14 protein-coding genes are annotated in these 15683 nt (G+C 43.6%); 12 read left to right on the top strand and 2 right to left on the bottom strand.

Annotated features, from left to right (window positions below; genetic code table 11):
- Complete coding sequence (gene lpdA, locus HMPREF0623_RS06070) at positions 1-1407, top strand: dihydrolipoyl dehydrogenase (protein ID WP_002829442.1); 1407 nt, start codon at positions 1-3, stop codon at positions 1405-1407.
- Positions 1408-1579: 172 nt separating this feature from the next.
- Complete coding sequence (locus HMPREF0623_RS06065; RefSeq protein WP_004166340.1) at positions 1580-2605, top strand: zinc-binding alcohol dehydrogenase family protein; 1026 nt, start codon at positions 1580-1582, stop codon at positions 2603-2605.
- A gap of 322 nt (positions 2606-2927) precedes the next feature.
- On the opposite strand, the gene HMPREF0623_RS06055 is transcribed toward HMPREF0623_RS06065, so the two are convergent.
- Positions 2928-3431, bottom strand: a complete 504-nt coding sequence (locus tag HMPREF0623_RS06055; RefSeq protein ID WP_002832571.1) for a QueT transporter family protein — start codon at positions 3429-3431, stop codon at positions 2928-2930.
- Between the two features lie 253 nt (positions 3432-3684).
- Between HMPREF0623_RS06055 and HMPREF0623_RS06050 the strand changes: the two genes are divergently transcribed.
- Positions 3685-4563, top strand: coding sequence for an aldose 1-epimerase family protein (locus HMPREF0623_RS06050; RefSeq protein WP_004166337.1), 879 nt, complete (start codon positions 3685-3687; stop codon positions 4561-4563).
- A gap of 75 nt (positions 4564-4638) precedes the next feature.
- Positions 4639-6147, top strand: a complete 1509-nt coding sequence (locus HMPREF0623_RS06045) for a sialate O-acetylesterase (protein WP_002829449.1) — start codon at positions 4639-4641, stop codon at positions 6145-6147.
- Between the two features lie 271 nt (positions 6148-6418).
- On the opposite strand, the gene HMPREF0623_RS06040 is transcribed toward HMPREF0623_RS06045, so the two are convergent.
- The gene (locus HMPREF0623_RS06040) at positions 6419-6709 is read right to left on the bottom strand and encodes a HesB/YadR/YfhF family protein (protein WP_004166336.1); all 291 of its coding nucleotides are present in this window, start codon (positions 6707-6709) and stop codon (positions 6419-6421) included.
- Between the two features lie 514 nt (positions 6710-7223).
- Between HMPREF0623_RS06040 and HMPREF0623_RS06035 the strand changes: the two genes are divergently transcribed.
- From HMPREF0623_RS06035 to nagA, 8 genes are all read left to right on the top strand, one after another.
- Positions 7224-7619 (top strand): PTS sugar transporter subunit IIA, encoded by a 396-nt coding sequence (locus HMPREF0623_RS06035; protein ID WP_002829452.1) that lies wholly within the window; start codon positions 7224-7226, stop codon positions 7617-7619.
- 5 nt (positions 7620-7624) lie between these two features.
- Positions 7625-9652 (top strand): hypothetical protein, encoded by a 2028-nt coding sequence (locus HMPREF0623_RS06030; RefSeq protein ID WP_004166334.1) that lies wholly within the window; start codon positions 7625-7627, stop codon positions 9650-9652.
- Positions 9653-9672: 20 nt separating this feature from the next.
- Positions 9673-10167, top strand: a complete 495-nt coding sequence (locus HMPREF0623_RS06025; RefSeq protein ID WP_002832567.1) for a PTS system mannose/fructose/N-acetylgalactosamine-transporter subunit IIB — start codon at positions 9673-9675, stop codon at positions 10165-10167.
- A 20-nt stretch (positions 10168-10187) separates the two neighbouring features.
- Complete coding sequence (locus HMPREF0623_RS06020; RefSeq protein ID WP_002829457.1) at positions 10188-11105, top strand: PTS mannose/fructose/sorbose/N-acetylgalactosamine transporter subunit IIC; 918 nt, start codon at positions 10188-10190, stop codon at positions 11103-11105.
- Positions 11089-11919 (top strand): PTS system mannose/fructose/sorbose family transporter subunit IID, encoded by an 831-nt coding sequence (locus HMPREF0623_RS06015; protein WP_002832566.1) that lies wholly within the window; start codon positions 11089-11091, stop codon positions 11917-11919. Before HMPREF0623_RS06020 ends, HMPREF0623_RS06015 begins: the two co-directional genes overlap by 17 nt.
- Before the next feature lie 83 nt (positions 11920-12002).
- Positions 12003-12737 carry a GntR family transcriptional regulator gene (locus HMPREF0623_RS06010; RefSeq protein WP_002829461.1) on the top strand — a complete coding sequence of 245 codons (735 nt, stop codon included), beginning with the start codon at positions 12003-12005 and terminating at the stop codon, positions 12735-12737.
- Positions 12738-12760: 23 nt separating this feature from the next.
- Positions 12761-13936 carry an SIS domain-containing protein gene (locus HMPREF0623_RS06005; protein WP_002832565.1) on the top strand — a complete coding sequence of 392 codons (1176 nt, stop codon included), beginning with the start codon at positions 12761-12763 and terminating at the stop codon, positions 13934-13936.
- A 10-nt stretch (positions 13937-13946) separates the two neighbouring features.
- On the top strand, positions 13947-15092 hold the full coding sequence (gene nagA, locus HMPREF0623_RS06000; protein WP_004166331.1) for an N-acetylglucosamine-6-phosphate deacetylase: 1146 nt from the start codon (positions 13947-13949) through the stop codon (positions 15090-15092).
- Positions 15093-15683 lie beyond the last annotated feature (591 nt).

The following is a 15683-nucleotide window of genomic DNA, read 5'->3' as shown; positions in this document are numbered from 1 at the left end:
ATGGTTGTTGGCACACAAGCAATCGATGTTGATACGTTAATTATTGGTTCAGGCCCTGGTGGTTACGTTGCCGCAATTCGGGCAGCTGAATTAGGCCAAAAAGTAGTCATTGTGGAACGCGACTTTATTGGCGGAATTTGCTTAAACGTGGGTTGTATCCCATCAAAAGCTTTGATTCAAGCGGGACATTTATACGCAACTTTGCAACACGGCAATCCGTTCGGGGTTACCGTGGGTGAATCTAAGCTCGATTTTGCAAAAACTCAAGACTGGAAACAACACCAAGTAGTTGAAAAACTAACTGGTGGGGTGGAAATGTTGTTAAAGAAGCACAAGGTAGAAATTGTGCGTGGGGAAGCGTACTTCAACGATAACGAAACGGTTAACGTGATTGACGGAGACGATTCGCACATCTATCGCTTCAAGAAAGCCTTGATTGCAACTGGCTCACGCCCAGTAGAAATTCCACACTTTAAGTTTAGTGGTCGGGTTATTGATTCGACAGGTGCATTAAACTTGAAGAGCGTTCCCGAACATCTCATCATCATTGGTGGTGGGGTAATCGGTGCAGAATTAGCTGGCGCATACATGAACCTCGGTTCTAAGATCACCATTATTGAAGGTCTTGACCACATTTTGAATGGTTTCGATGGCGAGTTGATTCAACCAGTTTTGAACAACTTCAAGAAGAACGGCGTAGACATTATCACGGAAGCGACTGCAGTGGAAGCTAACCAAACTGATAAAGACGTTACCGTTACTTACGAAGTTGACGGAACTACTAAGAAAGTTACCGGAGATTACTGCCTGGTATCAGTTGGACGCCGGCCAAACACTGACCAAATCGGCTTGAATAATACGGACGTTAAGCTGGACAAACGTGGTTTGATTGAAGTTAGCGACTCTATGCAAACTTCAGTAAAACACATTTACGCAATTGGAGACGTAGTTGCGGGGCCTGCGTTGGCGCATAAAGCTAGTTATGAAGCAAAAGTTGCTGCAGCAGCAATGAGCGGTGAAGACGCACACGACAAGCATTACGTGATTCCTGCGGTTGCGTACACTAATATCGAAGTAGCGACGGTTGGGGAAACCCCACAAACGGTTGCGGAAAAGAAACTGGATGCTAAATCTAGCAAGTTCCCATTTGCCGCAAGTGGTCGGGCAATGACGATGGACCAGACGGAAGGTTTCATTCGTTTAGTTACTGACAACCCTACTGGTGCGATTATTGGTGCCCAAATTGTTGGTCCAGAAGCATCAGACTTGATTTCTGAATTAACCTTAGCGATTGAAAATGGGATCACCATTCGAGATATCGAATTGACGATTCACCCACATCCAACCCTTGGTGAAGAAATCATGGATGCTGCTGAAGTGGCTGCTGGTTTGCCAATTCACATTTAGTTAAGCTAAAAATGTCCTAAGGGGACAAATACCAATCTGATTAAACCGTTTCTCAGAGCCCAAAGTAGGGCGAAGGGGACGGTTTTTTAGTGGTTAGCTTAAGGGAGAACAATTTATTTACTTTTAAACCAAATAAGCATATATTCTACTTAAAAAGAGGAGGCTGAGCTTTATGAATGAAAAGATGTGGGCAATCGGCTTTAAAGAATCGCTACCAATTGAGGAAGCGGATAGTTTGGTAGAGTTTACCACTGACCGTCCTGAACCAAGCGGGCATGATCTATTGGTTAAGGTAAGTGCTGTTTCGGTAAACCCTATCGATATAGCAGTACGAAAGGGTCAATCCGAACCGTTGCAGGAACCGCGGGTATTAGGTTTTGATGCGGTTGGTACGGTGGTATCCAAAGGCAAGGAAGTCACTTTGTTTGAAAATGGCGACCGAGTTTTTTATGCTGGTTCGTTTAAACGAGCGGGTAGTGATAGCGAGTATCAATTGGTCGATGAACGAATTGTCGGGCACGCTCCCCAACAAATGGATGATGTTCATGCAGCAGCTATGCCACTTACGTCCCTGACGGCGTGGGAAGCGTTGTTTGAACAACTTCAGATTGATCCAGAGGACCCAAAGAAAAATGCGGGAAAAACCCTCTTGATCATTAATGGCGCGGGCGGTGTAGGTTCAGTGGCAACACAGCTTGCACATTTGGCCGGTTTACGCGTGATTGCGTCGGCATCACGTCCAGAAACGATTCAGTGGTGCTTGGATCACGGTGCGGATCAAACGGTCAACCATCGCAAAGATTTGGTTACGGAAGTTCGTAATTTAGGGGTTCAGCACGTGGATTACATTTTGGAATTGCATAACATTGACGCACAGTGGGAAGCAATGGTGGAATTGATTAAGCCAGGTGGTCGAATCGCTTCGATTACTTCAACGAAAAAGCCGGTAAACTTAACCGATTTAAAGAGGAAAAGCGTAACTTTCGCGTGGGAATGGATGTTTGCGAAATCCTACTATGGAACGGAAGACCTCGTGTCCCAGCATGAAAATCTAGAAAAGATTGCTAAACTGTTGGATGAAGGAAAATTAAAGTCAACGATGACAAAGGAACTCCACCCAATGAACGTAGAAAACATAAAGAAGGCCCACCAATTGGTAGAAAGCCAAAAAATGATGGGTAAGGTGGTAGTTAAGTAGAGAGCGGAAGCCGCCGGGTAATTTTTGAGGATTAATTGGATTTGGGCCTTAATCGCGGTTTAAGCGATTGAGGCCCAAATTTGATTAACCGGAGAAGATTGGCGGCTGGAGCTCGTTTGGTCCATGCTGCAGAGAATTGTAAGAATTAAGGCATTAATCGTGTTTTTTGCGATTAGTGCCTTAATTTGGTTAGCCGGAGGGAGTTGGGTTACAGAACCCGTTTCGATTGCCTTAGCTCTGCCGTTACCCACCAATCTAACAACAAAAAAACGAAGGATCCTGAACCGAGGACACTTCGCTTTTTTATTACCTAAATTTTTAATTAGCTACGTTTATTAAGTGAAAGATCAATACTTTTTCCTAGGGCGTACATCACAAAGGCCCCAATGAACATTACCCCAAATTCACCTAAACTAACCGTTGCCCAAGTGTAGAAAAAGGGAACTTTTAAAATATAGGTGAGTTCTAAGGCAACTAAGAAGCCCATTAAAATGGTCGTAATGATAACGGTAAGGGCCAACTTAACTCGGTTGTCAGTTAATTTCCGGATGGCGATGATTACAACGCTCAGGGTGATGAGGGTGGTTAAAGTTCCCCACGTAATGTCAATAATTCCTAGAGAAGATTGTAGGTTAGCAATTAAAACTCCCAAAGAAACTCCCCAAATATAACGGCGATCATAAACCACCAAACAATTTAAAATCTCAGCAACCCGAAATTGAAGTGGGCCGAAACTAACTGCTGAAAAAACAAAGGTAATGGCGACGTATAGAGCAGCTACGATTGCTGATATTACAATCTCACGGACGTTCATTTTAGTTGACATAAATATTCTCCTTTATAACTTAATTAGTTACTAAATGACGATGACCAAAGGAACCCGGAGTACCGGGGAAGTGCCATCGGTGGAAAAATTTCCAACGTTTCTATCATACCAGTTTCCCAGGCATTTCTAAAGGTTAGGTATTAGGTAACCATTCGTTAAAATAGTTGATTTAATAATCAAGAAAGCCTTTACATTTACTTGAAAATGAATCATGCTAATAGTGGAGGAAACCAAAAGAAAGGGAGTAAATTAGATGATTAAATTGAAGAACCGCTACTTAACGGTCGAAATTGATAACATGGGTGCGCAGCTGACGCACGTGATTGACCAACCGAGTGGATACGACTACATTTGGAATGGTCAAGCTTGGCAACGTCATGCCCCGATTCTGTTTCCAGCAATTGGTAAGTCTAACCAAGATAGTTATGCATTGGAAGGACAAACCTACTCAATGCCGCAACATGGCTTTGCCCGGGATTTTGATTGGCAAAAGGTTTCGCAAAGTGAAACGACAGCAAAATTAGAATTGAAGGCCAATGAACAAACAAAACGAATGTTTCCGTTTGATTTTACGCTTCAAGTAGAATACGAGTTAAAGGATCACCAACTGTTAACTACTTACTACGTTATTAATCATGACGAACGGCGGATGCCTTACGCTTTAGGCTCACATCCCGCATTTAACGTTCCAATTGATAACGACGGTATTTTTGAAAACTACCATTTAACTTTTAGTCCGCACCAAAAACGAATTCAGCGTTTAGGGGTTAACCCAGTACCATTCCGCGACGGAAAGAAAGCCCCTTGGGAAGCTATCAAAAACAGCGAATTAGCTTTAAATCATGAAATATTTAACGACGGTTTAATTATTTTAGATGGGAAGAAAATTGATAGCGTCACTTTAGGTTCAACGCAAACTGCGCATGAAGTTAAATTGAACTTCAAAGACTTCCCATACCTTACCTTATGGACAATGGAGAACCGTGCGGAGCCATTTTTATGCATTGAACCGTTTGCGGGCTTGCCGGATCAAGCTGCTGAAGAGCCTACCGACTGGAAGAATAAAAAGGGTAACAATCTCCTAGAACCGCAGGAAACCCAGACATTCACGTATTCAATTGAGTTTAAATAGCGAGGAGGGGCGCGGCAATGGTAACAACGCCAGCGCCCTTTACCTTGCTAAAAAATAGTTAAGTGAGGATTTTACATGCAGGATTATCAGTTACAAGTAGATCAAATATTTTCTGATAATATGATTCTGCCCTTTGGCAAACCATTTCAAATTAGTGGATTAGCTACTGCAGGAGCGACGGTTAAAACCACCATCGGTACTCAAGTTGCGCGGGCGATTGTTAGAAAAGATGGCACGTGGGATTGTCAATTTAGACCTTTTACCAATTATCGAACTTCATTTGAAGTTAAAATTGAAGTTCAAAATCATCAATTGAAGTTAGAAAACGTTCGGTTTGGTCAAGTTTTGCTGATTGCCGGACAATCTAACGTGGGCTTTCGCATGTCGCAAGACCAAAATTTTACGGAAGCCCAAACGTCAATTCCCGCAACCCCCATCACCTATTACAACGTCCCTCAACCGGCTTTTGTTTACGAAGATGGGGAGGTTAAGGAGTATCAATCCCGTGCCACCCATTGGCACCAAGTAAAGAAATCTAACCTGGGACACGTTTCGGCGGTGGGTTATTACGCTGCCCAAGAAATGGCCCGACAAGACCCGAAAATGCCGGTAGGGATCGTTTGTTGTACCAGGGACGGTGCTTCAGCAGGAACCTGGGTGTCGGAAACATCTTTACGCAAAGACAAGCTATTGGCAAAGCGGGTGGTGGAGCCTTTCTTAAGCCACATTGAAAAGATTACGGATGCGGACTTTAAGGCAGACATCGAACGTTATCACCAAACCGTTAAACGGCATAATCGATTAATGTATAACTTTATGAAAAGCAATCCGGAGGTTCCGATTGGCGAAGCGCTGAACATTGTGGGGCAGACGCCCTGGCCGCCGCCAAAGACGCCGGACAGCTATTTGCGACCCGGGGCGCTGTTTAACGCAATGGTAAGAAAGATTCGGCATTTCCGGTTCAGCCAGCTGGTCTGGTACCAAGGCGAAACTGATGCAGATCAACCTGAAATTTACGATCGACTCTTGCAGACCTTAATTAACGATTGGCGGGCAACTTTGGCGGACGTTTCTTTACCGGTATACGTAGTGCAACTGCCAAAATATGCGGACGTAAAACGTCACGCGTGGGCAAAAATCCGCCAGCAGCAACTTAAAGTGGCACAAAGGCTTGCCGATACTTACTTGATTTCAATTGCGGATACGGGGGAGTATTATAATCCCCATCCCACGGCTAAAATGGCGGCGGGCCAACGAATAGGTCGTATCTTAGCGGGAAGGGACTATCAAGCAACTCCGCAACTAGGCTGGCTGAGCTTAGAAGCGGAACAAACCTGTTTTCACTTTTGGTATGTTAAGGAGTTACATGCCACCCAGCCACCTTTAATCGAAGGGTATGTTCAGCAAAAATGGCAGGCGGTCCCAGCAGAAATTAAAGGAACTGACCTAAGAGTTCATTTTCCACTAGGAACTACCCAAGCTCGCTACGGGTATAGTAACGCGCCGACTTTGACGCTGTTTAATGAAATAGGTGACCCAGTCAGCCCGTTTGTCGTAGATTTAACTACGCAAGAGCTGATTTAATATTTCAAAACAAATTGATTAAAAGAGAGTGGGACAAAAGTCGGGTAGTTTGCGAGCATTAACTGAAAATTGACCATTATGCCTGAATTTGGCATGATGGTCAATTTTTGGTTAAGCGGAGCAAGCTGGCTTTTGGCACACGTTTTGGCTCTATTAAAGCCAAAATACTAAAACAACTTTTTAAGGACCTTCATCCTTGAAAAGCATTTCTTTAGTTTTGTTCCACTTTCGTTAGTTCGAGTAGCGGTCCGAAAAATGGGCTCGCGCATACTTAATCTGAAAAACGGTAGTCGACATCCTGGCCGTTATATTCCACGGTCAAGTCGTGATTGTCGACAATCCATTCGTTTCCCGATTCAATATAAAAGGTGATGTCATCTACGACGGTCTTGGCGGTTGATTCATCGTCTTTATTTCCGGGTGCAATCCCTAAGAAAAAGCTTGGATAAACCGTCGGGATGCCCCCGTAAATTTTGGTGAATATCTTGACTGCGCCACCTGGTTTTAAATCCAATTCCTTGATAAACCACTGGGCTGCCTCACTAGTTACGGAAAATTTCATGTTGATTTGCTCTCCTTCTTAATTGTTGATTATGCACGTCTTAGTTTCAAAACATATAAAACCCTTCCAACACTAATCCTATCATAAAGAAATCGTTTACAAAAAGTAATTGCGAATTTTCTTGGGTCAAAATAAACTCCTAAATTTAAAAATCATCGCGCGACTGAGCGAATATATGTTAAATGCACCTAATTTAATTTACTTTTAGGATAAATTTTGTTGTCTTTTAAAGAAAAAATTGATGGTAAAACGTTTTAAAACCGCTTTTTTTGATTTAGAGAACAGAAGCCGTAATATCGGGCTAATTTCGCTAAATCGTGGACTATACCAAAGCTCTCACCCGTATAAAATGCCTTGATATCAAGGTTTGCCCGGGTCGGATAATGTTTGACATACTGGTACCAACCAGTCATAATATGAATTGGAGCTGAGGAATTCAGCCATTTATTTTACCGAATTTTGTAAGCGGATACAGCAAACGGTTACAAATTTCGAGGATGTGGAGGAACGTTTTATGAGATTACTGTTGATGAGTCACGGAAATATGGCAATCGAAACGCTGAAAAGCGCAGAAATGATTTTAGGCCATATTGATAACATGAAGGCGATTGGTTTACAACCTAACCAAGGTCCGGAAGATTTACAAAAGGCTGCCGAAGAGTTTATCAATGACAACCCTAATCAAGACAAGACCATGGTTGCGGTTGATTTGCTCGGCGGAACTCCATCAAACGTCGTGGTACGTTTGATGGCTAAGTACCCAGATTTAGAAGTGGTTAGCGGATTGAATCTACCAATGGTGATTGGTTTTGCAAACCAAGTAATGATGGGAATGGATGTTGACAAACAATCATTGATTAGTGAGGCACAGAACGGCGTTGTTGACGTAAATGCTAAATTGAATGGATAAAGCTAATGGCAAAAACATACCAATATTCATTAAGATTTGCGATTGATCCCTACAATTGGGACACCGTAAAAGAAGCGAAATTAATTGATTTTTGTAAACAGGGGCAAATTGATAACGTGGTGTTTTTCATTAACCCTGAAGAACTTAACCAAGGACATCCAACGCTCGCCCAAGTGCGGGAACATTGGTTGCCAACGATTAAGTCAGTTGCGGAACGTTTGGCGAAAATGGGCATCACGACCAGTCTAAATCCTTGGACGACTTTGATGCACAGTGATCGGGGCCACCGCGTCCCTCCAGAGCTCGGCTTTGATACGATGGTCGACTACTTGGGGCACGCCTCAGCTTCGATTGCGTGTCCGCAAGATGACCGTTGGGTGAATTATATCACCGCGATCTATGCGGAGTATGCGAAGCTAAAGCCTAAAGAGTTGTGGCTAGAAGATGATTTTCGTCATTACAACCACACGCCAATTAAGTTAGCGTGTTTTTGTGACCGACACATGGCGCTTTACAGCGAGATGTTGGAAAAGCCCATTAGTCGAGAAGCTTTTGTCGCAAAAATGTTGCAACCTGGCGAACCCACTCCTGAACGAATTGTTTATCTTAGCGTAGCGCGTGCTGAAATGAAACGGGTGGCTGCCAAAATCGCGGCGGCAGTTCACCAAGTTTCTCCAGCTACTCGTCTTGGTTTAATGAGCTCGTTTCCGGAATGGCACGCCGTGGAAGGACGAGATTGGGACGGCTTATTAGACAACCTTGCCGATGGACATCCACGAGTAAGTCGTCCGCATTTGCCAGCGTATAATGAAATCTCTCCCTTGAAATATTCGCGAGCATTTGAACGATTTACCCGAGTTACCACCGAATTGGTTGGCGAAAATTCCGATATTTACCCCGAATTGGAAAGTTACATGTATTCCCCGTTCGTGAAATCTAAAGCGTTTACAAAACTGCAACTCGAAAGTACTCAAATGGTGGGGGCTTCCGGAATTTTACTGAACTTGTTTGACATGATGGGTAACGGGATCGATGAAACGTATGATTACGCGCGTCTTTTAGCGGAATCCAAACCCTTAATGAATTTAGGTATGCAACATCGCTTGAAGCAAAACCATTTAGCAGGAGTAAAGGTCCTCTTTTCTCCGGACGCGGTCTTTAACCTTAAAACCACGGTCGGGAAGGACCCTGAAGAATTACTACCCCAAGAATATTCTTGGTTGGAACTTTTGGGAACGTTAGGGATTGCTTGCAAACCCGAAAAGTGGACGTTACAAAGTCATTTTACGGATGAGGTGCTGGCCGTTAGCGGACAGTTCTTCAACAATTTAACTGACCGGCAAATTACCGAATTACTCGAAAACAACGTGGTGCTAATTGATGGTCCAAGCGTCCAGATCTTAATTGATCGGGGGCTAGGTAAATTAGTTTGCGCCAACCAAGTGGAACTGAAAAAAGCACGAACCGGTTATCAATCGTACGAGCAAATTGATGGGATGACCATCGACGGAATTCAAAATCCGCGGGTAACGATGCTCCAGCACACTGGGGACTACTATCAAGTTGGTTATGAACCAGCTGCGTCGGTGCAAATAATTTCAAACGCGTACAACGAAAACGCCAAGAAATTAGGGCCGGTGATGGCGTTAGTGAACCAACGGACCCTAATTTTACCAATGAACACTGATCCAAAATATGGTTGGGAATCGCAATATTATTCAATTAAAGAGAAATTATTCAAACGGATTTTAAATCAGATCACGAACTTGGATTACGTCATTGAGATGCCAGGGACGAAACTAACGGCCGTTGCCGACCAAATGGTTTTATCAAACTTTACGATCGATGACCAAGCGCAAATTCAGTTACACCTTACTAAAGCAAAGGCGAACCAACACTGGAAGCTCTATTTCCACGAAGGTGCGCAGTTACAGAGTATGGAGGTTACTGCCTCACCGGATTCAAACGGGATGTTGACCATTCCGTACCGCCTCAAGGGCTTAGAAACAGTAATTTTATTAGCGGAGTTTTAAAAAACGAAGGAGTGAGTAGGATGGCAATTACAGCAGTACGAATTGACGGACGTTTAATTCACGGCCAAGTTGCAAACTTGTGGACTACCAAATTAGGCGTTACACGGATTATGGTAATTGACGATCAAGTTGCAGCTAGTGACATTGAAAAGGCGGGATTAAAATTAGCCCGTCCTGCAGGAGTAGATTTAAGTGTGCTTCCTGAAAAGGTGGCGGCTGACCATATTAACCGGGGCGGCTACGATTCCCAAAAGGTATTTATCGTGGTTAAGCGCCCACAAATCTTGTTAGATTTAGTTAACGATGGGGTAAAGCTTGAAGCCATTAACGTGGGTAATATGTCCCAAACTGACGAAACGACCCAATTGACTAACTCCATTAACGTTGTGCAAGAAGACGTAGACGCATTTAACGCGTTGCACGAAAAGGGGATTAAGCTTACTCAACAAATGGTTCCTGGTGACCAAGCAAACGACTTTATGGAAATTCTCAAGAAATTTAAACCAAAAAACTAATTAAATAAGGAGGGATTCTCATGGGTTCAGGTATTGCAATTTGGCAAGTTATTATATTAACAATTTATTCAATGTGGCAAATCATGGATGAATTGACCGTTCAAACCAGTTTGAGCCAACCAATTTGGGCTGGGATCGTCGCTGGTTTAGTAATGGGCGATTTAAAAACTGGTTTGTTAATCGGTGGTAGTTTACAATTAACCGTTTTAGGTGTCGGAACTTTTGGTGGCGCTTCCAAGATTGACGCCAACTCCGGAACTGTTTTAGCAACCGCGTTTGCGATTGGTACTGGGATGAAAGCGGAAGTTGCCGTAGCAGCTTTAGGGGTTCCGGTAGCTAGTTTGATGATTCAAACCGATATTCTCGCACGGTTTGCGAACACCTTCTTCCAGCACAGAATTGATAAGATGATCGACGAAGAAAACTATAAGGGGATTGAACGTAACTTCCTCTATGGTTACCTTCCATGGACGTTATCACGTGGTATTCCAGTATTCTTAGCACTCGCATTTGGTGGCCCGTTCGTACGGACAGCCGTAGATTACATGAACACCAACCTTTCATGGTTAAGTAACGGTTTGGCAACCGCCGGAGCATTACTTCCAGCAGTTGGTTTCGCAATCTTGCTTCGTTACCTACCAGTTAAGAAACATTGGCCATACCTCATTTTAGGTTTCGTAATTACTGCAATGCTTTCAACGCTTTACGCCAACATTTCTACTTTGGGAACGACCATTGCGGGCATGAATGCTAAGTTCACTACCGTATTTGCAAACTTGCCAATGTTGGGAATTGCCTTGATTGGATTTGCACTTGCAGCAATGCAATACAACCGTTCGGTAAAGGAACAAAATATGGTTGCTGCAGCACCGAAGTCAGCTGATAACGCGACAGATTTAGATGAACAGGATGGTGAGATTCATGGCGACGAACTCTAAAAATAAAGTAACTTATAAACTAAACGATAAAGACTTCAAACAAATGAACATCCGGAACATTCTTTTCAACCAAGTTGGCTGGAACTACGAACGGATGCAAGGTTCATCATACCTGTACCTAATCTTGCCGCAATTGCGGAAGATGTATGGTGACCATACTCCCGAATTGAAAAAAATGATGAAGATGCAAAACCAATTCTTCAACACCAGTAACTTCTTCAACACCATTATCGAAGGGATCGATATGGCTTTGGAAGAAAAAGAAGGGGTCGACTCGCTCGAAACCGTTGCTGGTATCAAGGCTGGTTTAATGGGGCCGTTCGCCGCAATTGGGGACTCGATTTTCGCAGCCCTCGTTCCCGCAATTATGGGTGCGATCGCCGCGAATATGGCGGTTCAAGGAAATGCCTTTGGAGCAATCTTATGGATGCTGGTTAACTTCGTCATCATGTGGTTCCGGTGGATCCAATTGAAGTTTGCTTATAAACAAGGGGTTAGCTTAGTTAACGAAATGCAAGGCCAATTAAACGCATTGACTGACGCAGCAACCCTTCTAGGGGTTTACGTTGTGGGTGCCTTAGCAGCTACCATGGTTAACACCCAAGTTACCCTCGTGGCGCACTTAGGAAAGATGACGGTTAACTTCCAAGATAAGATCGACATGATCATGCCGAAGTTAGTTCCTGCATTAATTGTTGGTGCAATCTACTGGATGCTCGGTAAGAAACGGATGACTTCTACCAAGGCAATCTTTATCGTAATTATCGTGGCAGTTGTACTATCTGCACTAGGTGTAATCGGAAAAGCAGCTTAATTTGCAATTTTAGTATCCGACTTTCCTGAATCTGGTGTATCATATTGTCATTATGAAACCGGTTTAGAAAGAGCGGAATGGTTATGGAATTTAAATATAACGAAAAACGTCCCGTGTACAGTCAACTCGTGGACGTTTTGCGAAAAGAAATCAAAAATAATTATCAACCAAACGATAAGCTGTTGTCTGAGCGCGAAATCATGCGTAAGTATGCGGTTAGTCGCAACACGGTCCGGGGAGCGTTGTCTGAATTAGAAAACATCGGCTACATTTATCGACAGCGCGGCAAGGGAACCTTCGTAGCCAACATGATTGATTACACGCAGAAAATTGGCGACGAATATAGCTTTACCGAGCAAATGAAGTCAATGGGACGCAAGCCCGAGACTCGAATTTTGGAAATGTATCAGCGGGATGCGGACGAGTACTTTAGTCAAAAACTAAAGGTTCCGGTGGGGACTTGTTTGATTAAGCTGAAACGTTTGCGTTTGGCAGACGGACAGCCGATTATGATTGACCGAACCTACCTTCCGCAGGCTAAGTTTCCTAATTTAAGTCGGGATGATTTAGAACTTAAGCAACGTTCACTGTACGCAATCTTTTTGGAGGATTACGGTGAAAAAGTAAAAGTTGCTGATGAACGTTTGTCAGTGGGAATTATCAGTGATGAGGATGCTAAACTACTGAACGTTGCTTCTAACACTGCCGGATTTTTGGCGCGGCGAACGACGTACAATCATAAGAACGAAATCATCGAGTACACCATTAGCAGTGCGCGGGGCGACCAGTTTGTCTACAATATCAAGTATCGACACTGAAGGATTGAGAGGAGAATTACTTTATGTTTAACAAAACAGATGATGATCTAACCAAGATGGGAGCGGTAATTACCACTCGGGAGATTCAACAAGAACCGGAATTGTGGGAAGAAGCTTGGCAAAACTATCAAGCTACAAAAGCGACCATTACGGAATTTTTAGAAAAGATTGAAAACGAATTCAACGAACCGGTCCGGGTGATCTTTACCGGTGCGGGTTCCTCGGCCTACGTTGGGGATACGGCGGCACCATACCTAACCGAAAATGGTGACCGGAAACGTTTCCGTTTTGAAGCGATTGACACAACCAAAATTGTGTCGACGCCTAAACAATACCTTGAAAAAGATACTCCGACTTTGTTAGTTTCCTTTGCCCGGAGTGGAAACAGTCCTGAAAGTGTTGCAACGGTGGATATTGCTGAAAAGTACGTTCGTCACCTTTACCAATTAACGATTACTTGCGCACCAGAAGGTAAATTGGCTCAACACGCACAAAGTGACGAAAATAACTTAGTTTTAATGCAGCCTGCGCGCTCAAACGACAAGGGTTTTGCCATGACCGGGAGTTTTAGCTGCATGTTGCTGACTGCTTTATTAGTCTTTGATGTAAAACATACGGACGACCAAAAGGAAAGCTACGTGAAGGCCATTAGTAAGATGGGGCATGAAGTAATTGACCGGGTGGACGAAATTCAAAAGATTGTCGATACTGATTTTGAAAGAATTGTTTACCTAGGTTCGGGAGCCCTTGGCGGATTGACTCGAGAAACCCAACTAAAAGTTTTGGAACTCACGGCTGGTCAAAAGGCTACCGTCTTCGATACTTCGATGGGCTTCCGTCACGGTCCCAAATCATTTGTTAATGAAAAGACCCTCCTCTTTGATTTTGTTAGCAACGAAGCTTACACTCGTCAATACGACGTTGACATTTTAGACGAAGTGGCCGGAGACGAAATTGCGCCAGTAGTGATGGGAGTTGGAGTGAAATCTGACAATAATTTTGCCGGTGCAAACTTCACCTTTGCTAACGGAAACGATCAAATTCCAGATGGCTACATGGCCTTCCCTGACGTAATGTTTGGACAAACGGTTGCGCTATTGTCATCGATTAAAGTTAATAACACCCCAGACACTCCTTCGGCAACTGGAACAGTTAACCGAGTAGTTAAGGGCGTAACCATCCACGATTTTAAAGGTTAGGAGCGATATTTTGGAATACTATATTCACGCAGCAAAATTTTTCTTAGGCAGCAACGTCGAAATGGGCGGCTACTTGCCAGTAATTGACGGTAAGTTTGGGCGTTACCAAAAGGAAAAGCCTACCGGCAAAATTGTGGACTACGGTGATCAATGGATAGCTCCCGGATTGGTTGATACGCACATCCATGGGTTGTTGAACCATGATGTGATGGATGCCGATGCTGAAGGGATCGACGCCATGTCTAAGGGATTGTTGGAATGCGGGGTAACTTCGTGGCTACCGACTACTTTAACTGCTAGTTCAGACCAATTGAAGCAGGTGGTCCAAACGATTAGTGACCACGTGGACGACTTTGAAGGTGCCAAGGTTCAAGGGATCCATTTTGAAGGACCTTACTACACCGAAAAACACAAGGGTGCCCAAAATCCAAAGTATTTTGAAAATCCGAGTGTTGACGAATTTCATGCTTGGCAAAGCGCCGCCCAAGGGATGATCCGGAAAATTTCGATTGCTCCTGAACGAGACGGGGCGGTAGAATTTACCGCTAAGATTAGTTCCGAAGGCGTGGTGGTTGCCTTAGGGCACAGCGATGCGACCTTTGACCAAGCCAAAGCCTGTGTAGAGGCGGGCGCGACGATGTTTACCCATACCTTTAATGGAATGAGTGGACTTAATCACCGCGAGCCAGGGATGGCCGGCGCGGCAATGAGTTTAGATGGGGTGACCGATGAATTAATTTGTGACGGGCACCACGTTAACCCATACGTCGTTAAAATCTTGATGCAAACCAAGACTTACCAAAACGTTGCTTTGGTAACCGACTGTATGAAGGCAGGTTTAATGCCAGACGGCGACTATATTTTGGGAGAATTCCCAGTTAAAGTAGCCAACGGGACGGCCCGGCTAACGGATGGCAGCGATAGTTTGGCTGGTAGCATTCTATTGTTGAAGGACGCGGTTAAGAACGTGGTGGATTGGAACGTAGCCACACCTGAACAGGTAATTACCATGGCTTCAGCTAATGCTGCCGATAGTGCAGGCGTTGGCGATCAATGTGGCCATATTTTACCAGGTCGGGATGCCGACTTCATCGTACTTGACCACGAATTGAACTTGAACAAGACGTATTTAGACGGGGTTAAAGTATTTGGTTAACAAACTAACTACCTTAATCACATGAAACGAAGGCTAGGAAACTCCTGTAAGGGGCTCCTAGCCTTTTTGGTGCTGCATTAATGAGGACCTTTTGATCAATAAAAAGAGGTTGGTATGTTATAGTACCAACCTCTTTAGCGTTGTCCCAGTACGAGACAGGACTTCAGTTTGAAGAAGTCTTATTGAAAGAAAGTAAAAAAAGGAGATGAAGTAGCCAACTCCTTGGGTAGAAGAATCAGCTACAGGAAAAAATGATATAACTTAAACACTCAGTACAGGGAACGGGCTCTCTGTACAACTAATAATATAGCGTGTTGTAAAAACGTTGTCAATAGATTTTATTTATGTTTTTATTAATTATTTTCTTATTATGATACGATAAGTTTTTCTTTAAATAACGGGATTTTGTTTGATTGACGGGGTTTTATTTTTATGCGGTAATCGAACTGGCGAGTTTAGCTGTATAAATAACCCCCAAAAAAACAGTGATAAATTTTAGAAAACAGGTTTACTTTTTTGCTGCTCGATTGTTATTAGTAAATGTAAGGCGTCGCGACACTTACTAATTCAATATTTAAGAAAAGAGGACAG

This window comes from Pediococcus acidilactici DSM 20284 (assembly GCF_000146325.1).
Lineage (GTDB): Bacteria > Bacillota > Bacilli > Lactobacillales > Lactobacillaceae > Pediococcus > Pediococcus acidilactici.
This window is presented reverse-complemented; position numbering and strand designations above follow the sequence as displayed.